Here is a 26,127-nt window from a genome sequence, read left to right as displayed (position 1 = left end):
TAACAAGGCGAAAACATGGCGCTGGATCGTGAAACAGCAATGCAGGTGGCTTCGGTACTGAGCCGGGGCCTGCCTTATATTCAAAGATTTACCGGCAAGACCGTGGTCATCAAATATGGCGGTAACGCCATGGAAAACGAAGACCTGAAGAGCAGTTTTGCTCGCGATGTGGTGCTGATGAAACTTGTGGGCATCAATCCGATCGTTGTCCACGGCGGTGGCCCTCAGATTGGCGAGCTTCTGGAGCGGCTGAACATCCAGTCGCGCTTCGTCAACGGCATGCGGGTGACCGATTCCGAAACCATGGATGTGGTGGAGATGGTACTGGGCGGCCAGGTCAACAAGGAAATCGTGTCCCTGATCAACTCCCATGGTGGCATGGCGGTGGGGCTTACCGGTAAAGATGCCAACCTGATCCGCGCCCGCAAGCTGGAGGTGGTCAACCGTTCACCTGAGCTGGAACGGCCGGAGATTATCGACATCGGCCACGTTGGCGAGGTTGCCAGTGTGAATGTGGACGTGATCGACATGCTCACCCGCAGCAACCTGATCCCCGTGATTGCACCGATTGGTGTGGGGCCCGACGGTGCCTCCTACAATATTAATGCCGACCTGGTGGCGGGCAAGGTGGCCGAGGCCATGAAAGCTGAAAAGCTGATCTTGCTGACCAACGTGTCCGGGCTGAAAAGCAAGGACGACAAGGTGCTTACCGGGCTCACGGCCAAACAGGTCAACGACCTTATCGAGGACGGCACCATTCATGGCGGCATGCTGCCCAAGATCCGGTGTGCCCTGAGTGCTGTGGAGAACGGCGTTCGCACCTCTCATATTATTGACGGCAGGGTCGCTCACGCGTGTCTGCTGGAGATCTTCACCGATGAGGGTGTCGGCACCCTGATTTCCCGTAACTGACGACACCCGACAAGGAGTCTCCAGATGAAGCGCCTGCTTGCGACGCTGGTAATACTGGTTCTGATCGGCTTTGCTGCGTTCAAGGCAGGTGTCTGGTGGTTCACAGACCAGCGCATGGCCGAAGCAAGACAGTCTCTGGAACCCTATGGTGTGCTGCATAGGGGCAGTATCAGTTCCGGCCTTGAGGGCAGGTTGGTCCTGAACGACGCCAGCTGGCAGGATTTCGAGCTTACCCAGCCGCTGGATATAGCCAGGGTGGAGTTTGATGCGGGCTCCCCCGTCAGCTTGCTGTCTGCTCTCGTCGATCCGACCAATCTGCCGGCCCAGTGGATCCTGCGACTCGATGGCCTTGGCCTGACGCTGGATCCGACGATGCTTCGCAACTGGGTCACCGCAGAGGGCGCCAACAGTGATGGTGATCCGGCGCTGTTTGTCCTTTCCTGTGCGCCAGATCCCCGCCAGCAATTGGGGAGTGGAGATCTGATCCGGATGGGCATCACAGCACTCGCCGGAGACGGGTTCGTGCGCCAGACCCCTGGAAACCTCCATGCGGAGCTGAATACCATCAGCACCGGCAGTCTTGAACTGGACTGGTCTGATGCCCGAATCCGGATTCAGGATTCAGAACTTTCCGTTTCCAGAGGTGCCGAGCCGATGAGCCTTACTCTGCGCGATGGGGGCCTGATGCGCCGCGTTGCCGCCTATTGCGCCCGCGAAGCCGGCATTGAAACCACCGTATGGGCCGGGCGCGTGGTGGAGGCGCTGTCCGCTGGACTTGAAGCCCGGGGCCTTGCAGCCAGCGACCAGTTGAAGGCGCTTTATCGGCAGTGGCTGCTCGAGGGCGGTGAGCTTACGGTCAGCTTGCAACCGGATCAGCCCATGTTCGGAGTTCCCGTCAGAGCGGATGAGAACGATGGCGAGGGCCTGAGCTGGCCGGTTCGATATAATGGGGCAGGTGTGCCAGACGTCTATCTGACCGAGGCTGAGCCTGTTATTCAGGAAACGCCAGAGGTGGCGGTTGAGCCGGTGGTGCCAAGGGAAGATCCAGAGACTGAAAGCTGGTATCCCGCAGACCTCGAGAATGCCGGTCAATGGGTCGATCGCCGGGTGCGGGTAACGCTATCCAACGACAATGTCGTGGAGGGCCGCCTGGTGAGCGTCAGCGAACGGGAGCTGGAAGTGGCCCGCGTGGTTGCCGGTGGTGAAGTCGCCTATCCGATGTTGATCCGGGCCATCGTCAACTTTGAAGTCTGGCGTCGGGGCCGTGCACAATGATTCCAGTGGGAATCTGAGAGGAAACTATGTCGCAGTCCGATAGCAAATCCGCAGCGGTGCCGGGCATTCGTGACATGCTTGCCCGCCTGATATCGCTGCCTTCCATCAGTAGCGCGTCGGCGAAGTGGGATCACAGCAACGAGCCCGTAGTGCGAACCTTGGCAGAATGGCTGGAGGCTCTCGGGTTTACCGTGGAAATCCTGGAAGTGCCCGGGATGCCTGGAAAGTTCAACCTGATTGGAACCCTGGGTAGCGGCCCGGGCGGTCTGGTGCTGTCCGGCCACACCGACACGGTGCCCTTTGATGACAAACGCTGGCAGAGCGACCCCTTTACCCTGACCGAGCGGGACAACCGCTGGTACGGGCTGGGCACCTGCGACATGAAAGGCTTTTTCCCGCTGGCCATCGAAGCGGCAAGGGCTTTTGTGGGCGAAGACCTCAAGCAGCCCCTGATCATACTGGCTACGGCCGACGAAGAGAGTTCCATGGATGGTGCCCGGGCCCTGGCCGAAGCCGGCAAGCCCAAGGCCCGCTACGCGGTCATCGGCGAGCCCACCAGCCTGAAGCCGGTGCGCATGCACAAGGGCATCATGATGGAGCGTCTGAAGTTCGAGGGCCAGTCCGGCCACTCTTCCAACCCGGCCCTCGGCCGCAATGCCATGGAAGGGATGCACGAAGCGCTCACCGAATTGCTGGCACTCCGGTCAGGCTGGCAGGAAAAGTATCGGAATCCGAACTTCGAGGTGCAGTTTCCAACCCTGAACCTTGGCTGCATCCACGGCGGTGACAATCCCAACCGCATCTGCGCCCAGTGCGAACTGCACTTTGACTTGCGCCCGTTGCCGGGCATGAACATGGAGACCCTGCGCCAGACCATCCTGAGCAAGGTCCAGCCAATCGCAGAACGCCGGGAACTGTCACTGGAATTCGAGCCGCTCTTCGACGGGGTACCGCCCTTCGAAACCCCGGCCGATGCGGCCCTGGTCAAAGCCTGTGAGAAACTGACTGGCCATACCGCCCACGCCGTTGCTTTCGCCACGGAAGCGCCCTGGCTCCAGAAGCTCGGCCTGGAAACCTTGGTTATGGGCCCCGGGTCCATCGATCAGGCGCACCAGCCCGATGAATTTATAGAGCTGTCTCAACTGGAACCAACCGTGAAGATTCTGCAGGGTCTCATCCGACAGTTTTGCCTTTAGGCTGGAGTCCGGGTCAAATAGGGGGCTGAACACTGTCGGGAGCCCTCTCCAAAACACGCCCGTAAATACGTCCCTGTAGGGCTCGGTCGCGCCATCCCTGGCGCTCCACGGTTTTGGAGAGGGCTCCCGACAGTGTTCGTCAAACTGAATTGCGGGCCGCGTAAAGAAAAAAGCTTGGAGTATTCGAATTGAAATCAAACGACTGGCTGCATGGATTCCGCCATTCATCCCCTTACATCAACGCCCACCGCGGGCGTACGGTGGTGCTGACCATTCCAGGGGATGCCATTGAGCACGGGAACTTCATCAACATCATCCATGACATCGCGCTGCTGAGCAGTCTTGGTGTGCGGCTGGTCGTTGCCTTTGGTGCCCGCCCGCAAATCCAGGCGCGGCTGGACGGCGCCGGCGTGGAATCGTCGTTTGCCAAAGGTCTGCGGATTACACCGCAAGAGCACCTCAGCATGGTGATGGAGGCCATCGGTGGCCTGCGTGCCTACCTAGAGAGCCACCTTTCCATGGGTTTGGTGAATTCGCCGATGCACAATGCCCGTATTCGGGTGAGTGGCGGCAATTATGTGGCCGCCAAGCCCGTGGGTGTGCTGGACGGTATCGATTTTGGCCATACCGGCAAGGTGCGCCGGGTGGATGTGGCTGGCATCGAGAAACTGCTGGAGCTTGGTCACATTGTTTTGTTGCCGCCCATGGGCTATTCGCCCACCGGGGATGCCTTCAACCTCTCCTACGAGGATGTAGGCAGCCAGGTGGCGGCGGCACTGCAGGCCGAAAAGCTGATGGTGTTTATTGATGATCCCGGCTTGCAGGAAGAGGACGGCGCCCTGATCCGGGAGCTGTCGGCGCGCCAGGCGTCCGAGCGTCTGGCTTCCGGCGCGGTGACCGGTCACGATGCCGACCTCCTCAGGGCGGCCTGTGATGCCTGTGTGAAGGGCGTACGGCGGGCCCACATCATCAGCTATGTGGACGACGGCGCGTTGCTGAAGGAGCTTTTTACCCGGGACGGTGCTGGCACACTGGTCAGTGGTGATCATTATGAGCAGTTTCGTCAGGCCCGGGTGGAGGACATCGGCGGGATTCTGGAGCTTATCCAGCCGCTGGAGGAGCAGGGCATTCTGGTTCGTCGTTCCCGGGAGATGCTGGAAACCGAGATTGACCGGTTTGTCGTGGCCGAGCGCGACGGGACCATCGTGGGGTGTGCCGCCCTCTACAGTTACCCCGAGGAGGGTGCCGGCGAGCTGTCCTGTTTTGCCGTGGATCCGAATTATCGCCGGGCCGGGCGGGGCGATGAGATTCTGGCGATGGTCGAGAAGCTGGCCAGGGGGCAGGGCATCCAGAAGCTGTTTGTGCTGACCACCCAGACCGAGCACTGGTTTCGGGAGCGTGGCTTCCAGCCTTCCACCGTCCAGGCCCTGCCGGGGCCCAAGCTGGCCTCCTATAACACCCAGCGGAACTCAAAGGTGTTCTTCAAACCGCTGTGACAGGGCAGCCAGGTAGTCGGACCTCTGGGGTTCGGGTTTTTCGGAGAGCGCCTCCACGGCCTGGTAAAAAGCCGGGAAATCGTAGTCTGCGTTCCGAAGCATCTGCCGGAAAGCCGGTACATGCTGGTTGTACTGGCGAAACAGCGCCAGATTGGCATTGTTCAGGCTGACCGGGGCCGGCCCGAACGGTCCGGGTTCAGGCCAGTCCGCAGAAAGTTCCTGATAGGCGATAGCCAGGTCTTGGAGGATGGCGGCCTTGCGATCTCGGAGATGTTGGTCTGGCAAACTGTCTGCTTGGGCGTAAAGGGCTTCCAGTCGGGCGCTGAAGTCCTCCACCAGGGCAAGGGTCTGGTTGCGGCGAGCAAGACGGCCCAACGCTTCGCGGAACTGGCCGGGCTTGCCCTGTTCCGATAACCAGAGTCTGAGCCCCTCCAGCTCCACCGCGGTCGCGAAGCTCTCGTTAAATGCGGTGTCATCGGCAATGTAGACCACCCTGTGGGCCAGTTCATGGAAAATCAGGGCGACCATGCGGTCCTCCTCCAGGCGGGTAAAACCAGTGTGCAGCGGGTCATCAAACCAGCCGAGAGTGGAATAGGCGGTCACGCCGCCAATGAAGGTGTCGAAGCCGTTGTCGCGGAATTGCGCCTGCTCGGCACGCGCATCGTCCAGGCTGAAGTAGCCCCGGTAGGCCTGGCAGCCGAGAACCGGGTAGCACCAGCGGTGTGGCTCCAGCGAGAACTCCGGTACGGCCACCAGGTTTACCACCACCCAGGGTCTTTCAAGCTGCACGTAGTCGCTGAAGGCGTCTCCCACCGGCAGGGCCAGTCTTTGAGCGGCGAATTCCCTGGCCTGTTGAGCCAAAGCGAGTTTTTCCCGCAGCTCCACCGGCGTTGTGTCGTCTGAGAAGACCTTCTCCACCGGTTCTCCCGACATCATCAGGGACATATGCCCACTGACAGCTTGCGAATAGTAGCCAATGGTCGAACAGCCGTTAAGCATTGTTACCAGTAGCAAAAGTAGATAGATCTGACTAAGCTGTTTCATGGGTCAGGATGTTATAGTGGATTGGTTTGCCTGTGGGGGCCAGGCCGCTATAGTACAATCATGGTCTCTATAGTAGCAGCCGGTGGCATCCGCCATCGTTTCAGGGACGTGAGTCGGTACCGGGCAGTGTGTTCGGTGACTGTTCCGGCTTTGCGAGATATCAGGTAGTTCATGGATCCGAGAGAACGTCGTAGCAGCCCCCGCCAACCTATCAAGCTTGCCGCCCAGATTGATCTGGGAACCGGTGAGGCCTGGCCGTGCCAGATCGCCGATTTTTGTGCGGAGGGTCTTTTCGTTCGCTATTCGAGTGAAACCTCGAAGAAGCTGGACCGGGCTTTTGTTTCCGGCACACCGCCGGAACTGATTGTGCGTTTCCGTGGCCTCGACGGCGCCCGACGTCATGAACTTCATGTCAGCATTGTTCGCCGTATTGATGGCGCCATGGGGGTCAATTTCAGCCGTCCGAACCCGGAAGCGGTTGATGCCATGCTGCAACAGTGCGGTGGCTCCCGCCGACAGGATCGCTCCTCTCTCCGTGCCCCCAGCGACCGGGTCCAGTTCGTCCTGCACCAGTCTGCCAAGGCCGTGATCCAGTTCATCGAGCCGTTGATGGACGCCTGTTTCGTGCAGATGGTGGAGGGCCTGAAGCAGGCAGCCCAGAAAGCCTCGAATGACCAACAGGCCAATGAGTACATGGACGCCTCCGGCCAGATCCAGGCCCGGCAACGAGTGATCTGGCACCAGATGGCGCGAAGCCTGGAATCGCCGTTGAAGCCCGCCCCCAAGGGATTCCCCGGCTCCGAGCTGTCGGTGGTGGACAAGGGCGAGTTCGAGGACTGGCTGACCATCCGGGTGATGGTGACCAAGGCGGATACCCAGTATCGTGGCGACCTGCTGCAGCTGAAGCTTCGGCTGGACAAACTTGGAATCGCCAACGCCACGGGCCACCACAACCCCCTCGGGCCATCTCTGGTCTGCGAAGCGTTCCACCATGGCCTTAACCAGCTCAAGGCGTCCCGGGAGGTGGAGAAGGTTTGCCTGCGGGTGTTTGAACAGACAGTGCTGCAACAGCTGGGTCCCCTTTATAAAGAACTGAACGATATCCTGATTCGCCATGGCGTTCTGCCAGACCTGGATCTCAGCAAGTATCTGAGCGAGCAGGCCGAGGCGAAGCCGGAGGAAACGAAGGAGCAGGTTCAGCCAGAGCCCGTCGCGGAGGAGAGTGCATCTGCGAGGTTCAAGTCCGAGCCAAAAGCGGATGAGGGTCCTGCCAGACAGGCTCAGCCACGCCGGAAACCCGGAATGTTGGGCGGCGAATTCCGGGGCTATGCCCAGGCCGCCCAGACTGCATTCGCAACCGTACGCAATCTGCTCAACACACTAAGCGCGAGCCGTGTAGCCCGGGGCGATCCGGAACCCATGCCGTTTCAGCCAAACGCCAGACCACTATCGCCCGGAGAACTCCAGCGGGAGCTTCAGCAGTTGCAGTCACAGACCGTTGAAGCGGGTGAAGAGCTCGCGCCGTTGAAGGACCGGGTGGTAGAGAAGGTCAAGGCGAGCGGTGACAACAGGCTGGATGAGGAGCAGCAGGAAACGGTCGATGTGGTCGACCGCTTTTTCAAGTCAGTGGTGGAGAGCCCTAAACTCAGTGAGTACGCACAGCAGCGTATGCGGCAGTTGGAAGTGCCCGTTCTGAAAGTTGTCATGCGCGACCCCGCGTTCTTTGATGATCAGGACAGCCCGGTTCGGGGGGTGATGAACCGCCTGGCCCAATTGGGAGTCAAGGGTGGCCGTATCAATCCGGTGGTTCAGCGACGGGTTGATGAGCTGGTACAGCGGATTACCACGGATTTTGAGCAGGACACCGGAGTATTTGAGCATACGGTTCAGGAGCTGGACACTCTGATCGACCGTCAGAATCTCGTCTATCGCAGGAACGTCGAGCGTGTTACAGCGGCGGCAGAAGGCGCCCAGAAGGTGGCCGAATCCAAAAAGGCCGTGTCCGAGGTGCTGGATCAGAAACTGGGCGGGCGCAAGGTGCCCAAGGCCGTGCTTAGTCTGTTGGACGGCGGTTGGCGGGACCTGCTTTCTCTGACCTGGATCCGGCAGGGACCGGACAGTCAGCTCTGGCAGGATTATCTGGCGGTGATCGATTCCTTGCTGTCCTTCGCTGACGATCCCAACAGTTCCATCAACCTGCCGGAATTGCTGAGGGTCATCCAGGATGGCCTGGCTTCCATTTCCAGCAACCATATGCCGTCTTCGCAAATCCGGGACGAGCTCAAGCAGTTCCTGGTCCGCAGCCCGGAAAAAAGTCCCGAACTGGTTGAGGTGCCGCCGGCCAAGCCGGAGCAAGCGGACACGAAGAAGCTGTCCGATCGGGAACAGCGCAGCCTTCAGCGCTGGATCAACCGGGCTCAGCAATTGCGCACCGGTGATTGGCTCCGGGACCAGGAAAACCCCAACGAGCCCCAGTACATCCGCCTGGTCTGGATTGCCCGCGGATTCAGCCGTTTCGTGTTTGTGAACCATCAGGGCATGCGTGTGGTGGAGCTGGAGCTTGAGGCACTGGCCCGGCAAATGCGCAAGGGGATTATTGTTCCCGACAGCCAGTATGAGCGGCCGCTGGTGGATGAAAGCATCGACCGGATGGTTCGCAAGGTCTACGACCAGCTTTCCTGGGCCTCCACCCATGATGAACTGACCGGCCTTCTGGGGCGACGGGAATTCGAACGCATGCTGGATCAGCAACTGGCCCGCCGGGAAGATGAGCGCTCCCTGGTGCGCCTGGATCTTCGCCGCTTCCGCCTGCTGAACGATACTGCCGGCTACCAGGCCGGCGATGAGACCCTCAAACGGGTGGCGGATATTCTGCGCAGCCACGTGGGTGATGGTATGCCCGTGGCCAGACTGGCAGGCAATGAATTTGCCATGCTGGTGCCCTCCGAGAGTGCCAGCGATGCGGCCAGGGATCTGATCAGGGCAGTGGAGGCCGCCGAGTTCAGTTTTGGTGGTCGGGCCTATCGGCTTTCGGCCAGTGCCGGTGTGGTTCCCACTTTGCCGGCACTTGTCAGCGCAGAACGCTGGTTACGGGCCTCTGAACAGGCGTTGGCAGCGTCCCGGCAGCAGGGCCATGGGAAGGTTTCGGAGTATGCTCTGGGTGCTGAAGATCAGTCGCGCCAGGAGCAGATCGCCGCCAAGGTTGCCAGTCTTAGTGACCTGAATGAAGAGCGCATGTTGCTGCGCTGCCAGAAAATCATACCGCTGCACGCGAACGCCTCCATGGCGGCGCAGTATGAGGTGCTGATCAGCATGTACGATGATGAGGGCACCCTGATCACTGGCCGGGACTTCGTCCGCATGGCCGAGCGCTATGACCGTATGCAGGCGGTAGATCGCTGGGTGGTCGGTCACATGCTGGACTGGCTCAGGGAACAGGCGCCAGACCCGAGGCACTTCGGCGGTGTCTGTATTAACCTGTCCGGCTACTCCATGAACGATCAGTCGCTGCTGGAATTCATCTATGAGAAGCTGAGTGAGAAGGATGCGCCCATTGAGCGGCTTTGGTTCGAGCTTACCGAAGCTTCGGCGATCAACGACGTTCAGTCGGTGGCCGATTTCATAGTTGAGATGAAAGAACTCGGCTGCCGGTTCTGTCTGGGCAACTTCGGCAGCGGCCCAAGTTCGTTCGAATTCATGCGCTCGTTGCCGGTGGATCTGATCAAGATCGACAGTGCCTTTACCGGCCAGTTGGCAACCAGCGAGACCGATCGGGCGATGGTTCGCTCCATGGTGGATATGGCCCATTACATGCACCGGGAAGTGATTGCGTCCCAGGTTGAGTCCCGGGACGTTCTGGACATGCTTCGGCAACTGGGTGTGGACTACGCCCAGGGCTTCGTGGTCGAGAAGCCCCGTTTACTCGACAGCCTCACCTGATTCCGGCAGTCTTCCCCTATGTCAAAACGCCATCCGATCATTGCGGTTACCGGTTCATCCGGCGCGGGAACCACCACGACCGGCCAGATTTTCAGCCGGATGTTCGCTAGTGAAGGGCTGAACGCCGCCATGGTCAGTGGTGACAGTTTCCATCGTTACAATCGTGAGCAAATGGCCAGGCTGGCGGCCAAAGGCCAGTTCGGTGAGCGCAACCACTTCGCCCTGGCTGCCAATCACATCGACAAGCTGGAAGCGCTTTTCTACGATTACGGTCACACCGGTAATGGCCGGTACCGGCAATACGTCCACGATGAAGATCGCAGGCTGGTTGAAGCCGGACACAAGCCAGGAACCTTTACGCCCTGGGGCCCCTTACCTGCCGATACCGATCTGCTTTTCTACGAGGGGTTGCACGGCGGCGTGGTCAGCGAGACCTGCAACATTGCCCAGTACGTGGACCTGCTGATCGGTGTGGTGCCTATCGTGAACCTCGAGTGGATCCAGAAGATCCATCGGGACACCCACAAGCGCGGATACAGTCAGGAAGCGGTGGTGGAAACCATCATCAACCGCATGGACGACTATGTTCACGACATCGTTCCCCAATTTTCCCATACCCACATCAATTTCCAGCGCATTCCCCTGGTGGACACCTCCAATCCCTTTGTCGTCCGGGATGTGCCCACCGAGGACGAGAGCATGCTGGTGATCCGGTTCCGGGACCAGTCGGAAGTCGACTTTCCCTACCTGCTGCAGGTGATTGCCGGTAGCAGTCTGTCACGACACGATACCCTGGTTATTCCGGGCACAAAAATGCCGCTGGCCATGGACCTGATTGTCAGGCCCATGGTGCAGCGGCTGATGGCAAGGAAGCCGTTCGCCTGATCGGTCAGGCGGTCAGATGGCCGTCCCGGTAATCCCGGAGGGTCTGCTCAATCTCCTCCCGGGTGTTCATCACGAATGGGCCGTACTGGACCACCGGTTCGCCGATAGGCTTACCGGCAATCAGCAGCAGTCGCGCCCCGGATTCTCCGGCACTGAGCGCAATCTGATCGCCGTTGTCAGCCAGAATGTTGGCGGCGCTGCGCTGCAATGAGCTTTCACCCAGGCTGGCCGTGCCCTCGTACAGGTACAGCATGGCGTTGTGACCTTCCGGAACCGGCAGGGTAAGACGTCCCTTGGGTGCCAGATGGATGTCAGCATAGACCGGTTGAGTACTGCCGCCCACCACGGCCCCCTCGCGGGGCTGGCCCTCGATCTCCAGGGAACCGGCGATAAGCTTCACTTTGCCACCGTCGAGGCTGATCTCGGGGATCTCTTCCGGCTGAATGTCCCGGTAGCCGGCGTCCGTCATTTTTTCCGCCGCCGGCAGATTCAGCCACAGTTGGAAACCACGCATCACGCCCTCTTCCTGCTGGGGCATTTCCGAATGGATTATGCCGCGGCCGGCGGTCATCCACTGCACACCACCGTTGCGCAGATCGCCCCGGTTCCCGAGATGGTCCTCGTGCAGCATGTGCCCCTCGATCATATAGGTCACGGTTTCGAACCCCCGGTGGGGGTGCGATGGAAAACCGGCGATATAGTCGGCGGCCTCGGCGGAACCGAACTCGTCCAGCATCAGGAACGGGTCCAGGCGAATGTTCTGCTGCTGACCGATGGAGCGCTTGATGCGCACGCCAGCTCCATCGGAAGTTTCCAAGGCTGGAATAATCTGTTTCAGGGAACGCAGGGTCATGGTGTCCTCCTCTCGTTAGCTCTTGGCTCTATTTAAACGGGATAGGAGGAGAGAATAAAACGCAGAAATCTGGCGGGTGACATCAAAAAAACTGAAGGACCCGTGACGCCCCGGGCGGGGCGCCACAGGAGGCGATCATTCGACGTTGCGGGAGTAAAAAATCTCAAGCATTTCCCGGCGCAGACGGTCCTCGATGGACTGTGCTTCGGCGGGGTCGAGATCACCGGCGTTCACCCCGAACACATAGTTATCGAGGTTGAAGTTCTTCAGCATCATCTTGGTGTGGAACAGGTTTTCCTGGTACACGTTCACATCGATCATCTGATACGCGTTCTGGGTATCCTCGGTCAGATAGTTCTGGATCGAGTTGATGTCGTGATCAATGTAGTGCTTGGTGCCGTCCACATCACGGGTGAAGCCGCGAACCCGGTAATCCACGGTGACCACATCGGAATCAAAGCTGTGGATCAGATAGTTCAGCACTTTCAGGGGTGAAATCAGACCACAGGTGGATACGTCGATGTCTGCCCGAAAGGTGCTCACGCCATCGTGGGGATGGCTTTCCGGATAGGTATGTACGGTGACATGGCTCTTGTCCAGGTGCGCCACAATGGTATCTGGCAGTGGGCCCGGAGATTCCTCGTTATCAGGCTCCTCGCCGTGGGTCAGTTCATGCTCGGCGATCAGCATGGTGACCGAGGCACCGTGCGGCTCATAATCCTGGCGCGCGATGTTCAGGACGTTGGCGCCGATAATCTTGACGACGTCGGTCAGAATCTGGGTCAGACGCTCGGCGTTATACATCTCGTCAATGTAGTCGATGTAAGCCGTGCGTTGTTCTTCGGTCTGCGCATAACAGATGTCATAGATGTTAAAGCTCAGGGATTTGGTCAGGTTGTTGAAACCATGCAGCTGGAGTTTTGATTCCATGCTCAGCCCCTCCGGATCGTGGAGATGAATGACTGCAGAGCTGCATTGCTGAGCTCTGCCGAGGCCGCCACCGACTACTGACCGGGTTGTTCACCTTTTGCGCAGACCGGCGGAGAGGGTGCGTATTATGCACACCGCAAGTGATGTTGAATAGTATTTGCAATGACATTTTAGCATCCGTGATTTCCGCTGCACCCGACCCCGGGGATTCGGCGCATGCCACGCGCTGAAGCGGTTTGTCCGGCCTGCTAATCGGCCTCGTGAACCTCGTAGGTGTGACTGATCTCAACGCCAGCCTGTTCCAGCATGATGGATGCTGAACAATACTTTTCTGCCGACAGGCTCACGGCCCGCTTCACCAGGTTTTCCTTGAGGCTGTTTCCGGTTACCACAAAATGCAGGTGAATCCGGGTAAATACAGCCGGTATCGCATCGGCCCGCTCGGCTTCAAGCTCGGCGTGGCAGGCAGTTACATCCTGCCGGCTTTTCTTCAGGATGCTCATGACATCAAATGCGGAGCAGCCTCCCAGCCCCATCAAAAGCATTTCCATCGGGCGCGGGCCGAGATTTTCGCCCCCGTGGTCCGGCGGGCCATCAAGCTGGACGCTGTGGCCGCTGCCGCTGGTGGCTTTGAAACTGGCATTGCCTGTCCAGTCTACAGTTGCTTTCATGGGATGCTTCTCCGTTGTGATTGCGCGGGACCAACTTACGTCAAAGCCCCGACAAAGATGACCTTTGGCCGGATGCTAGCACAACCGGCCTCGCCAGGCAGGCTGATCACGGATACATGTTGTATACTCTTTCCGGTTGCCCGCAACAGACCTTCTTGTTATAAGTTGCGGAGTTTTGCAATAAAAAAGAACGAACCCGCATGGAAAGCCGGGTGCATAACAAACATTGGGACCCGCCAGTATCTGAGGAGGCACGACTCGCATTATGGCCACTATCGTCAAGCCGGTTGAGCAGAAAACCAAGCATCTCGACTATTTCCTTTCGCAGTGCCATCGCCGCCGTTATCCAGCCAAGAGCACAATTATCTATGCCGGTGACAAGAGCGATTCACTGTTCTACATCGTCAAGGGATCGGTAACCGTCATTATTGAGGATGACGATGGTCGTGAGATGATCATGGCCTATCTGAACGCCGGCGACTTCTTCGGTGAGATGGGCCTGTTCGACAACATGGATTCCCGCAGTGCCTGGGTAAAGGCCAAGACCGAATGCGAAGTGGCGGAAATCAGCTACACCAAGTTCCGGGAAATTGCCCAACAGGATCCACGGGTTCTGTACTTCATCGGCGAGCAGATGGCCTCCCGCCTGCGCCAGACCACCCGCAAGGTCGGAGACCTGGCGTTTCTGGATGTCACCGGGCGTGTTGCCCGTACCCTTCTGGACCTGTGCAAGGAACCGGATGCCATGACCCATCCGGATGGCATGCAGATCAAGATCACCCGGCAGGAAATCGGCCGTATTGTTGGCTGCTCCCGGGAGATGGTCGGCCGGGTACTGAAAACCCTGGAAGATCAGGGACTGGTCAGGGTCAAGGGCAAGACCATGGTGGTTTACGGCACCCGCTGAGTCTGACCAATCACCCTGTTTTCCGGAAGGCCGCTTTCAACAGCGGCCTTTTTCCTTGCTCAGCCAGCGTAGCCGGTTGCGGTGCCCAGGAAGCTAAGCTATCAGGGCAACGGATCGGATCTGCATCCAGACGTTCATGCCCGGCGCAAGACCGAGCTGGGCGACGGCTCGGGAGGTGAGTCTCGATAGTAATGGCGTCGGCCCGGCCAGAAGCCGAACCAGGCTGATGCCGGGCGCCACATCGGGATCAATCTGGTCGATGACTGCAGGCACGAGATTCTGGATGCTCTGGTCGGGATTCTCGGTCAGGGCAAGGCTGACATCCCGGGCCAGTACCCTTACCCGAACCTGGTCTCCCGTTTTTAGCCGGTGGTCACATCGCAGCCAGAGCTGGCCGCCATCGAACCGGAAAAGTGCCAGGTGCCAGTGGTCGTCAAGATCGATAATCTGGCCTTCCAGCAAGGCACCGGCGTCGTCCTGGACGCGGAACGGATTATCGATGCCGGCCAGGGTATCCCTCAGTGGCCCCTGCGCGACCACACGGCCTTCTTCCAGCATCACAATGTGATCCGCCAACCGGGCAACTTCTTCGGTTGAATGAGATACGTAGATAATCGGAATAGCCAGGGTATCGTGCAGCCGTTCGAGATAGGGAAGGATTTCCTGCTTGCTGTTGAGGTCCAGAGCGGACAGCGGCTCATCCATCAGCAATAGCCTTGGGCTGGTCAGCAGAGCACGGGCAATGGCCACCCGCTGGCGTTCACCACCAGAGAGGCCAACAGGCATGCGGTCCAGGTGTGATTCCAGTCCAAGCCACCGCACGGCATCGTCGAATCCGATTTGTCGGTCGCCAGCCGGAATGCGCCGGTACCCGAATTCCAGATTCTTGCGCACGTTCAGGTGAGGGAACAGGTGGGTTTCCTGGAATACATAGGCCAGAGGCCGCTTGTGGACTGGCCGAATGAACGTCTCGGTTTGCCAGGGTTCGCCAAGGACGGTCATGGTACCGGGGGCGCTTTGCAGGCCGGCCATGCACCTTAACAGGGTGGTTTTGCCACACCCCGAATGCCCGAACAAGCCGGTGATGCCGGTGCCTGGCAAGGTCAGGTCTACGTCGAGGCCGAAGCCGGGGAATGTACACTGGAAGCGGGCACGGATGGTGTTGGAGGCGGTCATCTGATCGCTCCAGAGCGGGCTTTGCCGTTAAGCGCGTAAAGAGTCACCAGCACCACGAAGGAGAATACCACCATGCCGGCGGACAGCCAGTGGGCCTCGGTGTATTCCAGCGATTCCACATGGTCGTAGATGGCGACAGAAAGCACCTTGGTTTCGCCCGGGATGTTGCCGCCGATCATCAGGATCACGCCGAACTCGCCAATGGTATGGGCAAAGGTCAGTACGGCGGCTGTTAGAAAGCCGTTCCGGGCCAGGGGCACGGCGACGAACAAAAACCGGTCCCAGGGCGCTGCCCGGAGCGTGGACGCGACTTCCATGAAGCCTTCACCAACTGCTTCGAAGGCGTTCTGTAGAGGTTGAACGGTAAAGGGCAGGGAATAGATGACCGACGCCACCACCAGGCCTTCGAAGGTAAATGGCAGCAGCCCGATACCCAGGGACTGCGTCATCTGGCCCACCCAGCCTTCCGGCCCCATGACCAGCAGAAGATAGAAACCCAGCACGGTAGGCGGCAGAACCAGAGGCAGCGCAACCACGGCCGCTATCGGTTGCCGAAGCCAGTGTCGGGTCCGGGCCAGCCACCAGGCGATAGGGGTGCCGATCAACAGCAGCAGTACAGTGGTCGTCGTGGCCAGCTTCAATGTCAGCCAGACCGGATCCCAGTAGGTTTCAAACATCAGTTGGTCGTGTCATTTCCGGTGTCGTATCCATAGCTCCGGATAATAGCAATGGCGGCGTCTGATTTCAGAAAATCCATCCAGGCCAGGGCGGCCTCGTTGCCGGCTCCGCGATTCAGCAGGATAACCTGCTGATCAATGGGGTGGTAGTAACTCTGGGGAACTTCCCAGAAAGTGCCTTTATCATCTTCCCAGGAGCGTACCTGGGACAGAGCCACGAAGCCGGCCTGGGCATTGCGGCTGACAACGAACTGGAAAGTCTGGGCAATGGAGTCCCCCCGAACGAGTTTCGGCTGCAGGACATCCCATTGGCCCATATGCTCCAGAACCTGCTGCGCGGCTAGGCCGTACGGGGCCGTCTTCGGGTTGGCGATGGCCAGCCTCGCGAAGGGCTGGCTGGCCAGATAACTATGGGCATCTTCAAAAGCTCCGGCGGCAGGACTCCAGAGCGCCAGCTTGCCCCGGGCGTAGGTGAACCGTGTGCCGGAAATGCCAGCCTGCTCCTGCTCGATCAGCGCTGGCCGTCGCACGTCGGCGGCCATGAATACGTCGAAGGGCGCGCCATTTCTGATCTGCGCGTAGAGTTTACCCGTGGATCCGAAGCTTGCGGACACGGTGTGCCCGGTTACGGCTTCAAAATGCTGCGCCAGTTCCCGGGCGGTGTCGGTAAAGTTGGCGGCGGCCCCGAGACTGACCTCGCCAGCAACAGCCCCGGTGATGGTGAAGCCAGACAGGCACAGAGCCAGTCCCAGGGTACGGAACAGCCTGAGGCCTCGAAGATAACCCATGCAACGTCCTTACAGAGTCAATCAATGATGGCTTGAGTTTGTGGTGACATTTCCGGATGCGCGACCGATGACGGTGAATCTGAGGTCAGGCACAAAGACCGGAGGTAATCCCGGACGTCGTCCCGGTTGGTCTCGTTGAGCATCTCATGGCGGCCGCCTTCGAACAATCTCAGGGTGACGTTTTCAACACCCGCCTCACGAATGGTCTGGAAGTGCCTTCGGACGCCACGCCCCATTTCCCCGACGGCATCTGCAGTGCCTGAAAACAGATGCACTGGCAGATCTTTGCGCCAGGCAGCCGGCGAAAGGCGCAGCATACCACCAGTGAAATCCCACCACAGGCCAACCGTGCAATCGAAACCACACAGCGGGTCGGCAATATAGCGATCCACCTGGTCCGGATCCCGGCTGAGCCAATCGGCATTGGTTCGGTTCGGGCGGAACTTGCGATTGAACTGCTCAAAGGTCATTCGGGCCACCAGACGGCTGCGGTGCCGCTTGCCGCGAACCAGACGGATCAGACCGATCAGGGTCCGGGATGCCAGGAGCTGGCCCCGGTCAATGCGGTTGGTGGCGCTGAGGATCAGGGTGTCCAGTTTGTCGCCGTGGCTCTGGGCGTAGGCCTGGGCAATAAAGGAACCCATGCTGTGGCCCAGCAGGTTGACGGGCAGCCCGGGAAATCGGGCACGGGTGTGTTGAACCATCTGATGCAGGTCGTCAACCACACGGGTCCAGCCATGCTGGTCGGCATAGTGCCCCAGGTCCCCGGAAGGGCAGCTCGGGCCATGGCCCCGGTGATGATAGGTGATAACAGCTATGCGGTTTTCCCCGAGCCAGCGCGCCAGTGGTGTGTAACGGTCGCCGTGTTCGGCCATGCCATGGCTGACAATGAGAATGGCGGTCGGTGCCGCCGGGGTAAAGAGCGTCCCGGTTATCGTGTGGCCATCACCAGCGTTCAGCGTCAGGGGATGTTCGTTCAGTGTCACGGCCCGTTTCCTTGTTGTTTTTCACTGTGGCGGGGCGTTGCCACTCCGGCGGTTTCCATAGGTGGGTAAGGCGAGACAATAATCCGCCTGGCTGCGCCATGTCGCGGAACAGGTCCACGTATTCGTGGGTCCATAGCACAATCAGGTTATTGGAGCGGATGGGCCGGGTGATTCCGTATTCGGGCGGATCCTGGGCATTTTCGTCGACAAACGTGCCGAACACGCGATCCCATACTATCAGCGTGCCGCCGTAATTACGGTCGATATAACCGGGATTGCGGCCATGATGAACCCGGTGATGGCTCGGGGTGTTGAAAACAAGTTCAACCCATCGGGGCAGTTTTCCAATCAGTGTGGTGTGAATAAAGAACTGGTACACCAGTGACAGTGCGTAAGCCACGCCAATCCAGACAGGATTGAGACCCAGCAATGCCAGGGGCAGATAGAACACCCACATGCCGTTGAAAATGTTGGTGGCATTCTGGCGCATGGCGGTGGAAAAATTCATCCGCTCCGAAGAATGGTGCACCACGTGCGCGGCCCAGAACCAGCGCACCCTGTGACTGGAACGGTGCATCCAGTAGAAGCAGAAATCCACGCCCAGGAAGGTCAGCAAGGCAGTGAATGCATCAAGTTCCAGATCGAACAGGCGGTAGTGGTAACAGAGGGCGTAGGCAGGAAATGCAATCAGGCCGGCGAAGAGCAGCTCGGTCACCTGGTAGCCGGCACCAAGGGCAAAGTTCCTGATCGCTTCCCGGGTATCCATCAGCTTTGGGTTGTGCCGGATCTTCAGGTATTCCCACAGCGTAACGGCCACGAAGACGGGGGTGGCAACCACAAAAATCAGTTGCCGTTCATCCAGCGCCAGCCAGGGCGACGCCACCTTCCACAGGGCAAGCAGACCGCTTTCTTCCAGTACGGCCAGCATCATGTCGGTCAAAGCCATAGAGTTCCCGCCGGGTTCCAGTTCCTACAGGCTTATTTTGGCATGTAACCCGGGCAGTGGAATGTCGGTTCACGCCAGATTGGCTGACGAATTCCGACACCGGCGGACTCAGTTGGGCTGGCGGTTTTCACTGTAGATTTTCTCCAGGGGACGGATCTGCTGTTGCCACTGGTCCAGCCAGGTCTTGATGTCCCTGGGAATCCGGGCAGGTTTTGGCCAGGGCACCGGGTATTGCGCTGGCTGGAACATGGGCGCAAACAGGGCCGCGGCCGTCAGGTCGGCACGGGTGAACTGGTCGCCAACCAGGAAAGGGCGCCCGGCATAGATGCCTGCCAGCTCGGTGAGAAGATCTTCCATTACCTGCCGGGATTTTTCAGAGGTTTTCTCGTTGATCTTCATCCACCGGCGCATGACTTCATCAACCCGACTGAACGCCAGGCTGAGGATTATCCGGTTATAGAATGGCGTACCGGCAGCCAGCATGGGCACCACGATTTTGGGGCGCTGAAGGAAGTGGTGGTAGGAGTAGCAGCGTATGGCGGGGCCGGCTTCCTCGTCCAGCCGCCGTTCCCAGGCCAGCGCCTGCTCGCGCAATTCCGGATCGTTCGGAGTCAGGGAGTGCTCGGGAAAGGTCTGATCCAGGTAATCCAGGATGGCCGCTGAGCCCTGAACCACCTGGCCATCATGCTCCAGGACCGGTACTGACGAGGCCTGGCCAGTCAGTTTCCGGATGGTTTTTACATGCTGCCCGGGCAGCAGATTGACCGTTTCGTAGTTGAGTCCCTTGTAATCCAGGGCCCATCGGACTTTTTCGCAATAGTGGGAAATGGCAAATTGGTGAAGTTTCAGCGCCATGGGGTCGTCTCCTCGGTTCAGCGTTCTAGCATACTGCCGGTGAGGCGGTATAAGAAGTCTCGTCGAATACTCATGGTGGCCTCGTCCGTCGTTGGCTTCTAAAATGTAGATCGAAAACATGCCTACAAGGGAACTGACCATGCACTCACGACGAGTTTTGATGCTGTCCGTCGTCGCGGCGGCGGGCTTTGCTGTCTCCGCCTGCTCCTCTCTACCCGATACCCGTCAGCCGGTTTCCGGCAGCTATGCGTGCGGGCAACTTGATATAGCCGTATCCGGTAATGAGGACAGCGATCTGATCAGTGTCGATTATCTGGACCGGCGGGTTCTGCTCAAGCCGGAGGAAAGCGCCTCGGGAGCCCTGTATGTTGCCCCGGGCGATGACCAGACTCGTTTCTGGAGCAAGGGTGAAAAAGCGACCCTGACGATACGGGGGCAAACGTACCCGGAATGTTTACAGCCGGGTGACCTGGAAATGCCTTTTGAGGCCCGTGGCAATGAGCCCTTCTGGCATGCGACGCTTGAGGGAGGCGAGCTGTTGTTAACACGCCCATTCGAGGAGCAGGGCACACGCCGTGTTCCGGTTGAACTGAGAACAGCCAATCGCCACGGTCGGGAGTATGTGGCGACGCTGGATGATCTGCCCATCAGGCTCACGGTGGCCCGACAACTTTGCGAAGACAGTATGTCTGGGGCGCAATACCCGGCGCAGGTGCGCCTGGTAGTTGGCAGTGACGAATTCACCGGGTGTGGCGGGGATCGTCAACGCCTCTTGCGGGGCGCCGTGTGGGTTGTTGAGGATCTTGCAGGAACAGGCATTATTGACCGGTCACGGATCACCATTGAGTTTCTTGAGGACAACAGAATGGCGGGTCAGGCTTCGTGCAACCGCTATACCGGCAGCTATCAGCTCAGGGGCGAAGGCGTTGCCATCGGTCCATTGGCATCAACCCGGATGGCCTGCGCGCCAGCGCTGATGAATCAGGAGGATCGGTTTCTCACCCTTTTGGGTCAGGTGACGTCAGTTCGTATTGGTCAACACGGCGAGTTGCTCCTGTCGACAGCCGACGGCGGGACGATGCGGGCGTTTCAGTCCGACCATGATAGTCCGTAACGGGCCAGTATCTCCGCTACCCGGCCGGTGCTCTGCAGGGCTTTGGCTCCCTCCGACAGGAGCGCTGCGAGCTCGAGGGAGTCACTGCCGACCGGGGAAAATGCAACATACAGCGGTGACTCATGGATCACCGTGGCCATTCTCAGACTTTCAGCGCTGCCATCCTGTTCCAGTTGCCACTGCATCACGTAGCGATCTTCCGGAAATACGTCAGAGCGGCGTTGGTGCAGGAGTTCGATAGCGCGGCTGAGCGGCGCCGGGCCCGAGAGTATCCAGACCTTTTCCGGGTTGTCCTGATACTTCGCGATATAGCTATCAAGTTCCGGTGAATAGGCATAGCCATTGATCGCCAGCAGGGTGAACTGGCTGAGTGAATCGACGCCACTGAACTGCCAATTGTTGTCAGGGTGGGTGTAGAGCGCAATCTTGGAGTAGCCAATGGCGGCCTTGGGAAACACAAAGTCCGGTGCATCTCCGGGAAGGGCTCCGACAACGGCATCCACATAGCCGTCCCGGGCTTGCTGGAGTGCCCGAGCCCAACTCATATTCACGTATTCCACATTGATACCTGCCAGGCCAAACGCTTCCCTGGCGATATCTATCATATATCCTTCGTGCTCGGAGCCGGCTTCACAATTGTGAGGGCACCAGGGATCAGCGGCAATAACTACGCTCTGACGCGGCTCTGTGGGAGCCGGCGCTGCGGGAGCTGTCTTCGTTGCCTTTGCTACTGTTTCAGGAACCAGCGATGGCGGGTCCTCTGGCTGCGAGCAGGCGGCAAGAAAGAGCGCAATCGAGAGAACCAGGGGTTTTGCCATGGCGATAAAACCAGAATGCCGAAACCGTCGGCTTTACCTGAAGCATAGACCCTGGCGGCGGTTTTGTAATGAACAAAATGGTGCTAGGCCGCGGTTTTGCTCCTGTCGGCTGACGCGGCTGTCGGCACCAGTGCACGGGCCAGATCTTTCATGTGCAGAGTGCCCACATGCTGATCGTCCCGGACCACCCGGAAATTCAAAGACATGTCGCCTTCGGATTTCAGAAGTACCGATTCCAGGTTGTCTTTTTCCGAAATATCCCCGGCAAACTCGGAATCACCATCGTCCGGCGGGCTCATCACAGATCGTACCCTGAGCACCCGGGCCCGGTTGATATCGCTGATGAAGTCGACAATGTAGGGATCGCCCGGGTTTAGCAGAATCTCCTGGGGATCCCCCTGTTGCACCACTTCGCCGTCTTTCAAAATGACCAGGTGATCGGCCAGCTTCAGGGCCTCATCTAGGTCGTGGGTGATGAATACGATGGTTTTCTTGAGCTCTTCCTGCAGCTCCAGTAACAGGTCCTGCATATCGGAGCGAATCAGCGGGTCCAGTGCCGAGAAGGCTTCGTCCATCAGCATGATCGGGGCGTCGGACACCAGGGCCCGGGCGATACCCACGCGCTGCTGCATGCCGCCGGACAATTGATGCGGATACTGGTATTCGTTGCCTTCCAGTCCAACCCGGGCAAGCCATTTACGGGCATCGGCCTCAAAGTCCGAGGTTGTGTAGCCCCGAATGTCCTTGGCCATGCCGGCGTTCTCGAGCACCGTCTTGTGAGGCAGCAGGGCAAACTTCTGGAACACCATCGACATACGTTCCCGGCGGAGCTTGCGCAGCTGCTCCTCGGTGTAGCTCATGATGTCCTCGCCGTCGACGCGGATTTCACCGGCTGTAGGGTCGATCAGCCGGTTAAGATGCCGGATCAGGGTGGATTTCCCGGAACCGGACAGGCCCATGATTACGGTAATCTCGCCATCGTGCATATCCACGTTGATATCACGCAGGCCGAGGACGTGTCGCTGTTGTTCCAGCAGATCGGCTTTGCCCATGCCCTTGCGAACATACTCCAGGGCAACATCCGGGGTCGGGCCGAAGATCTTGTAAAGGTTTCGGATCGAAATCTTGATGTCTTTTGCCATGGGGCTTACCTCACTGCTTCTGGGAGACGTTGATGCGTGCCAGGGACGCCTTGGTTACCCGGTCGAGAATCACCGCCAGGATCACAATGCCAAGACCCGATACCAGGCCAACCCCCAGTTCCAGATTACGGATGCCCCGCAGGACCAGAACGCCAAGCCCAGGCGCGGACACCAGGGATGCGATGACAACCATGGCTAGACTCATCATGATGGTCTGGTTGACCCCTGCCATGATGTTGGGCAGCGCCAACGGGATCTGCACCTTGTAGAGTTTCTGTCGGGGCGTCATGCCAAAGGCGTCTGCGGCCTCAATCACGTCCTTGTCCACCAGCCGGATGCCCAGGTTGGTTAGCCGGATCACAGGAACAATGGCGTAGAGGATGATGGCGATACCGTACAGCTTTGACTCGGTGACACTGAACAGGAAGATAAGCGGGATCAGGTACACAAACGGTGGCAGCGTCTGCAGCATGTCCAGCACCGGTATGATCATGCGTTGCAGGGAATTGCTGCGTGCCATGGCGATGCCTATGGGTACACCCAGTAACACGCACAGGAAGGCACATACAAAAATGATCGCCAGGGTTTGCATGGCGTAATCATAATGGTCGATGAAGGCCAGCAGTACGATACTGCCGCCTACGAACAGCATCAGCTTCCAGGATTTGGTGACCACGAAAACAACCGCCAGTAACAAGGGGATAACGATCCACCAGGGCGTGTTCAGCATGGCGTAAAGTGCCCCATCCAGGAACCAGCTGAGCGGCTGGGTCAATGGATCGAGAACCAGACTCAGGCTGTCCTTTATTGCCAGAAACCCCTGTTCCAGGCCCTTGGTAAGCTCCCGGGACTGGGGAAAGGCGGCACAGGATTCGTTCAGGGCGTCCATGGACGGAAACGGGAGCTCCCATATAGAGGCCGGTTCGGCGCTCTCTCCCTTGTTCTTATTCAGCAAATCGGCCATCGACATGGGGCCGCTGCTTTTGCCTTCAGAGCACCACTGCTCAAGGCCCAGTGATGAAAAAAGCGAGTCGTAGGTTGCCATGGGCGGTCAGTCTCTCCTGCACGCGTCTGAAATCAGAACGGTTTTCGGAAAACGGCCCGGGACACAGATAGAGTGTGTCCCGGGCGGGGCAGGTCGATCAGTTAAGAACGTTGGCCAGCCGCTCTTTTGCGGAGTCGTTGAGCCAGGTTGACCACTCGTCGCTGTTATTGGTGAGGTAGTAAACCGCAGCTTCCTCGCCCGAGGCGTTGTTAGCGTCCATCCAGGCCAGGATGCCGCTCATGGTCTCGGTTTTAAACGTCAGCTTGCTGAGCATCTCGGCAACTTCCGGCTCGCGCTCTTTGAAGTCGGTGGTAACCGACGTCAGGATCGTGGCCGCCGGGAAGTCGGAAACACCCGGGTTGTCGACATCCGGTGTCTGGTTTTTCTGGTGCACGTCCGGCTTGATTTCACCGAGGTCAACCCGGGTCATGTCGTACTTACCAAGGGGAACGGTCGGGCCCCAGTAGTAGCCGAACCAGGGCTCTTCGTTCTGGACAGCGGACGCCATGGAGGAGGCCAAGGTCTCACCGGAACCATGGTTGAATACGTCAATGCCGGACTCTTCCAGATCCAGGGCGCGAATCAGGTTGTCACTGACAACACGGCAGCCCCAGCCGTCCGGGCAGTTATTGAACCGACCGCCCACGAGCTCGGGATTGGCCATTACGCCCTCGATGGTCTTCAGTTCAGGGTGCTTCTCGGCAAGGTAAGTGGGAATCCACCAGCCTTCAACGCCACCCGGATCCAGCACTTTGCCCAGGCGCTCAACCTTGCCCTGTTCTTCCAGGCGCAGGTAGGCCTCGCCCGCGGAGTTGAGCCACAGCTCGGTAACAATGTCGGGCTCACCGTTCTCGGCAACCGAGGTTACCGCCGGAACGGTATCGGAAGGAACGATGGTGACGTCACAGCCATAGCCCTGCTCCATAATAAAGGTGGCCACGTTGGTGACGACGGTGTTGGACGCCCAGTTCATTTCCGTGATGGATACCTCGCCGCAATCGGCCTGGGCCGCGACGGGTACGGATAGCGCGCAAAGCAGTGCAGCAGACTTGAGCTTTCGCATAGTCACTTCTCCTTCTTCAGGGTTTGTGATTTTTGGAGGGTGTTGTCGGTGTTAGTGCCGATACAAAGGGGCCGCGATCCGAAAGGATCGGGAAAACAGCTGTTTTATGGTCGCTGTCATGGTCGAACAAATCAGAACATCTCGGTTAATACCTAGTAACAAGGATAACGAAGCTCAGCTCAGTTACAAGGGCGTATTCCAAATGTATCTATAAAAAGGACATGTTATGCTTCCAAGGAGCTGTCAATAAGTTGTAGCAATCAACGGTTACACTCCGCGGATCTGATACCGGAGAACGCCATGACAGAGCTGCGCGACCTGACGCCCCATACGTCGATTTCCCAGGAGCAGGGCAGCCGCGATGGTCGCCAGCGCCGGCTGTTGCGAACCTTTCTCCCGGAACTGGTCGGGCTTGAGCGACTGCTGGCAGAAGCGCCGGAACTTGTAACCACACAAGTGGTTGAGCGCATCGCCATGAAGGATCTGCTGCTGCCTATTTACCGGGTTGATATCGGCTCATCCCGGCCGGATGTGCCGGCGGTATTGATTGTTGGTGGTGTGCATGGGCTGGAGCGCATTGGCAGCCAGGTGGTGATGGCCTGGCTGAAGTCGCTGCTCGCCAGAGTGACCTGGGACGAACATCTGGCGGGCTTGTTACAGAAGGTGCGGATTACCCTGTTGCCCATACTCAACCCGGGCGGCATGTACCTGAATCAGCGCAGTAATCCAAATGGCGTGGATCTGATGCGCAATGCGCCAATCACCGCCCAGGATCGCAGCGCGTTCCTGCTCGGCGGGCAGCGGATCTCACCCCGTTTTCCCTGGTACACCGGAGACCCCGAACAGGGCATGGAGCCTGAAAACCAGGCGCTGGAGGCAGTGATCGAGGGATTGCTGCCAGGGCGGCCGTTCAGTGTGGCGCTGGACTGCCATTCCGGCTTCGGTATGCAGGATCAGATCTGGTTTCCGTATGCCTACCGGAGACGACCCATGCGCCGGATCGCTTCGGTTATGGCGCTGAAGCTGATCTGGGAACAGGCTTATCCCAACCACGACTATCGGTTTGAGCCCCAGTCCCGGCATTACCTCACTCACGGTGATTTATGGGACTACTTTTACAAACAGGTCAATCGTGAAAATGCCGGTGTTTTTCTGCCTCTCACCCTGGAAATGGGGTCCTGGCGATGGATCCGCAAGCGGCCTCGTCAGCTGTTGAGACTGGATGGATTTTTCAATCCCCTGGTTCCCCATCGTCACAAGCGGGTTTTGCGTAGCCATCTGGCCTGGATGGACTTTCTGGTCAACGCCGCCGCCAGCCACGAAAACTGGTTGCCGGTTCGCGAGGAGGAGTCCATGCTGAGGGAAGCCGCGATCATGCACTGGTATCGCGATTCTTACTAGCGATTCAG

Annotated in this window: 23 protein-coding genes; 9 read left to right on the top strand and 14 right to left on the bottom strand. The window is 58.8% G+C overall.

Annotation, left to right across the window (positions count from 1 at the left end):
- Window positions 1-15: 15 nt before the first annotated feature.
- From argB to argA, 4 genes are all read left to right on the top strand, one after another.
- A complete protein-coding gene (gene argB / locus ACO06L_RS12070) occupies window positions 16-912 on the top strand; it encodes an acetylglutamate kinase (RefSeq protein ID WP_064229789.1) in 897 nt (298 codons plus the stop codon).
- Window positions 913-936: 24 nt separating this feature from the next.
- A complete protein-coding gene (locus ACO06L_RS12065) occupies window positions 937-2,187 on the top strand; it encodes a hypothetical protein (RefSeq protein WP_064229790.1) in 1,251 nt (416 codons plus the stop codon).
- A gap of 26 nt (window positions 2,188-2,213) precedes the next feature.
- Window positions 2,214-3,383: an acetylornithine deacetylase gene (argE, locus tag ACO06L_RS12060; RefSeq protein ID WP_064229791.1), complete on the top strand. Its 1,170-nt coding sequence runs from the start codon at window positions 2,214-2,216 to the stop codon at window positions 3,381-3,383.
- A gap of 188 nt (window positions 3,384-3,571) precedes the next feature.
- Window positions 3,572-4,879 carry an amino-acid N-acetyltransferase gene (argA, locus tag ACO06L_RS12055; RefSeq protein ID WP_064229792.1) on the top strand — a complete coding sequence of 436 codons (1,308 nt, stop codon included), beginning with the start codon at window positions 3,572-3,574 and terminating at the stop codon, window positions 4,877-4,879.
- Here argA and ACO06L_RS12050 read toward each other — a convergent pair.
- On the bottom strand, window positions 4,853-5,923 hold the full coding sequence (locus tag ACO06L_RS12050; protein WP_064229793.1) for an aminopeptidase: 1,071 nt from the start codon (window positions 5,921-5,923) through the stop codon (window positions 4,853-4,855). The genes argA and ACO06L_RS12050 overlap by 27 nt on opposite strands.
- A 171-nt stretch (window positions 5,924-6,094) precedes the next feature.
- Between ACO06L_RS12050 and ACO06L_RS12045 the strand changes: the two genes are divergently transcribed.
- Together ACO06L_RS12045 and ACO06L_RS12040 are read left to right on the top strand one after the other, a co-directional pair.
- On the top strand, window positions 6,095-9,862 hold the full coding sequence (locus ACO06L_RS12045; protein WP_202346015.1) for a DUF1631 family protein: 3,768 nt from the start codon (window positions 6,095-6,097) through the stop codon (window positions 9,860-9,862).
- Window positions 9,863-9,880: 18 nt separating this feature from the next.
- On the top strand, window positions 9,881-10,747 hold the full coding sequence (locus tag ACO06L_RS12040) for a phosphoribulokinase (protein ID WP_064229795.1): 867 nt from the start codon (window positions 9,881-9,883) through the stop codon (window positions 10,745-10,747).
- A gap of 4 nt (window positions 10,748-10,751) precedes the next feature.
- Here the strand turns inward: ACO06L_RS12040 and ACO06L_RS12035 are convergent, their stop codons facing one another.
- From ACO06L_RS12035 to ACO06L_RS12025, 3 genes are all read right to left on the bottom strand, one after another.
- The gene (locus ACO06L_RS12035) at window positions 10,752-11,600 is read right to left on the bottom strand and encodes a pirin family protein (protein WP_064229796.1); all 849 of its coding nucleotides are present in this window, start codon (window positions 11,598-11,600) and stop codon (window positions 10,752-10,754) included.
- Window positions 11,601-11,735: 135 nt separating this feature from the next.
- On the bottom strand, window positions 11,736-12,530 hold the full coding sequence (gene speD / locus ACO06L_RS12030) for an adenosylmethionine decarboxylase (RefSeq protein ID WP_202346014.1): 795 nt from the start codon (window positions 12,528-12,530) through the stop codon (window positions 11,736-11,738).
- A gap of 248 nt (window positions 12,531-12,778) precedes the next feature.
- Window positions 12,779-13,201: an OsmC family protein gene (locus ACO06L_RS12025; RefSeq protein ID WP_064229798.1), complete on the bottom strand. Its 423-nt coding sequence runs from the start codon at window positions 13,199-13,201 to the stop codon at window positions 12,779-12,781.
- A 265-nt stretch (window positions 13,202-13,466) separates the two neighbouring features.
- On the opposite strand from ACO06L_RS12025, the gene crp reads away from it, so the two are divergent.
- A complete protein-coding gene (crp, locus tag ACO06L_RS12020) occupies window positions 13,467-14,108 on the top strand; it encodes a cAMP-activated global transcriptional regulator CRP (RefSeq protein ID WP_007153756.1) in 642 nt (213 codons plus the stop codon).
- A 93-nt stretch (window positions 14,109-14,201) separates the two neighbouring features.
- Here crp and modC read toward each other — a convergent pair whose 3' ends face one another.
- The 6 genes from modC to ACO06L_RS11990 form a co-directional block, all read right to left on the bottom strand.
- The gene (modC, locus tag ACO06L_RS12015) at window positions 14,202-15,284 is read right to left on the bottom strand and encodes a molybdenum ABC transporter ATP-binding protein (protein ID WP_064229799.1); all 1,083 of its coding nucleotides are present in this window, start codon (window positions 15,282-15,284) and stop codon (window positions 14,202-14,204) included.
- Window positions 15,281-15,961: a molybdate ABC transporter permease subunit gene (gene modB, locus ACO06L_RS12010; protein WP_104322602.1), complete on the bottom strand. Its 681-nt coding sequence runs from the start codon at window positions 15,959-15,961 to the stop codon at window positions 15,281-15,283. The genes modC and modB overlap by 4 nt, the downstream gene beginning before the upstream one ends.
- Window positions 15,961-16,749 (bottom strand): molybdate ABC transporter substrate-binding protein, encoded by a 789-nt coding sequence (gene modA / locus ACO06L_RS12005; protein WP_082905165.1) that lies wholly within the window; start codon window positions 16,747-16,749, stop codon window positions 15,961-15,963. The genes modB and modA overlap by 1 nt, the downstream gene beginning before the upstream one ends.
- A 17-nt stretch (window positions 16,750-16,766) precedes the next feature.
- Complete coding sequence (locus ACO06L_RS12000; protein WP_320407623.1) at window positions 16,767-17,735, bottom strand: alpha/beta hydrolase; 969 nt, start codon at window positions 17,733-17,735, stop codon at window positions 16,767-16,769.
- On the bottom strand, window positions 17,695-18,681 hold the full coding sequence (locus ACO06L_RS11995; protein ID WP_202346013.1) for a sterol desaturase family protein: 987 nt from the start codon (window positions 18,679-18,681) through the stop codon (window positions 17,695-17,697). Before ACO06L_RS11995 ends, ACO06L_RS12000 begins: the two co-directional genes overlap by 41 nt.
- 108 nt (window positions 18,682-18,789) lie before the next feature.
- Window positions 18,790-19,536: a glutathione S-transferase family protein gene (locus ACO06L_RS11990; protein ID WP_202346012.1), complete on the bottom strand. Its 747-nt coding sequence runs from the start codon at window positions 19,534-19,536 to the stop codon at window positions 18,790-18,792.
- A gap of 139 nt (window positions 19,537-19,675) precedes the next feature.
- On the opposite strand from ACO06L_RS11990, the gene ACO06L_RS11985 reads away from it, so the two are divergent.
- Window positions 19,676-20,650: an META domain-containing protein gene (locus tag ACO06L_RS11985; RefSeq protein WP_227715760.1), complete on the top strand. Its 975-nt coding sequence runs from the start codon at window positions 19,676-19,678 to the stop codon at window positions 20,648-20,650.
- On the opposite strand, the gene ACO06L_RS11980 is transcribed toward ACO06L_RS11985, so the two are convergent.
- The 4 genes from ACO06L_RS11980 to ACO06L_RS11965 form a co-directional block, all read right to left on the bottom strand.
- Window positions 20,626-21,255: a substrate-binding periplasmic protein gene (locus tag ACO06L_RS11980; protein ID WP_265103072.1), complete on the bottom strand. Its 630-nt coding sequence runs from the start codon at window positions 21,253-21,255 to the stop codon at window positions 20,626-20,628. The two genes, ACO06L_RS11985 and ACO06L_RS11980, sit on opposite strands and share 25 nt — an antisense overlap.
- A 296-nt stretch (window positions 21,256-21,551) precedes the next feature.
- Window positions 21,552-22,610: a quaternary amine ABC transporter ATP-binding protein gene (locus ACO06L_RS11975; RefSeq protein ID WP_064229805.1), complete on the bottom strand. Its 1,059-nt coding sequence runs from the start codon at window positions 22,608-22,610 to the stop codon at window positions 21,552-21,554.
- 10 nt (window positions 22,611-22,620) lie between these two features.
- Window positions 22,621-23,655 (bottom strand): ABC transporter permease, encoded by a 1,035-nt coding sequence (locus ACO06L_RS11970; protein ID WP_064229806.1) that lies wholly within the window; start codon window positions 23,653-23,655, stop codon window positions 22,621-22,623.
- A 97-nt stretch (window positions 23,656-23,752) separates the two neighbouring features.
- Window positions 23,753-24,718, bottom strand: a complete 966-nt coding sequence (locus ACO06L_RS11965) for an ABC transporter substrate-binding protein (protein WP_064229807.1) — start codon at window positions 24,716-24,718, stop codon at window positions 23,753-23,755.
- Window positions 24,719-25,018: 300 nt separating this feature from the next.
- Here ACO06L_RS11965 and ACO06L_RS11960 point away from each other — a divergent pair, with 300 nt between their 5' ends.
- Complete coding sequence (locus tag ACO06L_RS11960) at window positions 25,019-26,119, top strand: M14 family zinc carboxypeptidase (protein WP_064229808.1); 1,101 nt, start codon at window positions 25,019-25,021, stop codon at window positions 26,117-26,119.
- Window positions 26,120-26,127: the final 8 nt, after the last annotated feature.

Origin of the sequence: Marinobacter sp. (genome assembly GCF_965229985.1) — a bacterium.
In the GTDB taxonomy this organism is placed as follows: domain Bacteria; phylum Pseudomonadota; class Gammaproteobacteria; order Pseudomonadales; family Oleiphilaceae; genus Marinobacter.
The sequence above is the reverse complement of the archived record's forward strand: the minus strand, read 5'-3'. Positions and strand labels throughout refer to the sequence as shown.

What these genes read in the sequence shown, in the direction of transcription:
- argB (WP_064229789.1), top strand. Translation starts at nt 16, where the DNA reads ATGGCGCTGGATCGTGAAACAGCAATGCAGGTGGCTTCGGTACTGAGC.
- ACO06L_RS12065 (WP_064229790.1), top strand. Translation starts at nt 937, where the DNA reads ATGAAGCGCCTGCTTGCGACGCTGGTAATACTGGTTCTGATCGGCTTT.
- argE (WP_064229791.1), top strand. Translation starts at nt 2,214, where the DNA reads ATGTCGCAGTCCGATAGCAAATCCGCAGCGGTGCCGGGCATTCGTGAC.
- ACO06L_RS12050 (WP_064229793.1), bottom strand. Translation starts at nt 5,923, where the DNA reads ATGAAACAGCTTAGTCAGATCTATCTACTTTTGCTACTGGTAACAATG.
- ACO06L_RS12045 (WP_202346015.1), top strand. Translation starts at nt 6,095, where the DNA reads ATGGATCCGAGAGAACGTCGTAGCAGCCCCCGCCAACCTATCAAGCTT.
- ACO06L_RS12040 (WP_064229795.1), top strand. Translation starts at nt 9,881, where the DNA reads ATGTCAAAACGCCATCCGATCATTGCGGTTACCGGTTCATCCGGCGCG.
- ACO06L_RS12035 (WP_064229796.1), bottom strand. Translation starts at nt 11,600, where the DNA reads ATGACCCTGCGTTCCCTGAAACAGATTATTCCAGCCTTGGAAACTTCC.
- speD (WP_202346014.1), bottom strand. Translation starts at nt 12,530, where the DNA reads ATGGAATCAAAACTCCAGCTGCATGGTTTCAACAACCTGACCAAATCC.
- ACO06L_RS12025 (WP_064229798.1), bottom strand. Translation starts at nt 13,201, where the DNA reads ATGAAAGCAACTGTAGACTGGACAGGCAATGCCAGTTTCAAAGCCACC.
- crp (WP_007153756.1), top strand. Translation starts at nt 13,467, where the DNA reads ATGGCCACTATCGTCAAGCCGGTTGAGCAGAAAACCAAGCATCTCGAC.
- modC (WP_064229799.1), bottom strand. Translation starts at nt 15,284, where the DNA reads ATGACCGCCTCCAACACCATCCGTGCCCGCTTCCAGTGTACATTCCCC.
- modB (WP_104322602.1), bottom strand. Translation starts at nt 15,961, where the DNA reads ATGTTTGAAACCTACTGGGATCCGGTCTGGCTGACATTGAAGCTGGCC.
- modA (WP_082905165.1), bottom strand. Translation starts at nt 16,749, where the DNA reads ATGGGTTATCTTCGAGGCCTCAGGCTGTTCCGTACCCTGGGACTGGCT.
- ACO06L_RS11995 (WP_202346013.1), bottom strand. Translation starts at nt 18,681, where the DNA reads ATGGCTTTGACCGACATGATGCTGGCCGTACTGGAAGAAAGCGGTCTG.
- ACO06L_RS11990 (WP_202346012.1), bottom strand. Translation starts at nt 19,536, where the DNA reads ATGGCGCTGAAACTTCACCAATTTGCCATTTCCCACTATTGCGAAAAA.
- ACO06L_RS11985 (WP_227715760.1), top strand. Translation starts at nt 19,676, where the DNA reads ATGCACTCACGACGAGTTTTGATGCTGTCCGTCGTCGCGGCGGCGGGC.
- ACO06L_RS11980 (WP_265103072.1), bottom strand. Translation starts at nt 21,255, where the DNA reads ATGATAGATATCGCCAGGGAAGCGTTTGGCCTGGCAGGTATCAATGTG.
- ACO06L_RS11975 (WP_064229805.1), bottom strand. Translation starts at nt 22,610, where the DNA reads ATGGCAAAAGACATCAAGATTTCGATCCGAAACCTTTACAAGATCTTC.
- ACO06L_RS11970 (WP_064229806.1), bottom strand. Translation starts at nt 23,655, where the DNA reads ATGGCAACCTACGACTCGCTTTTTTCATCACTGGGCCTTGAGCAGTGG.
- ACO06L_RS11965 (WP_064229807.1), bottom strand. Translation starts at nt 24,718, where the DNA reads ATGCGAAAGCTCAAGTCTGCTGCACTGCTTTGCGCGCTATCCGTACCC.
- ACO06L_RS11960 (WP_064229808.1), top strand. Translation starts at nt 25,019, where the DNA reads ATGACAGAGCTGCGCGACCTGACGCCCCATACGTCGATTTCCCAGGAG.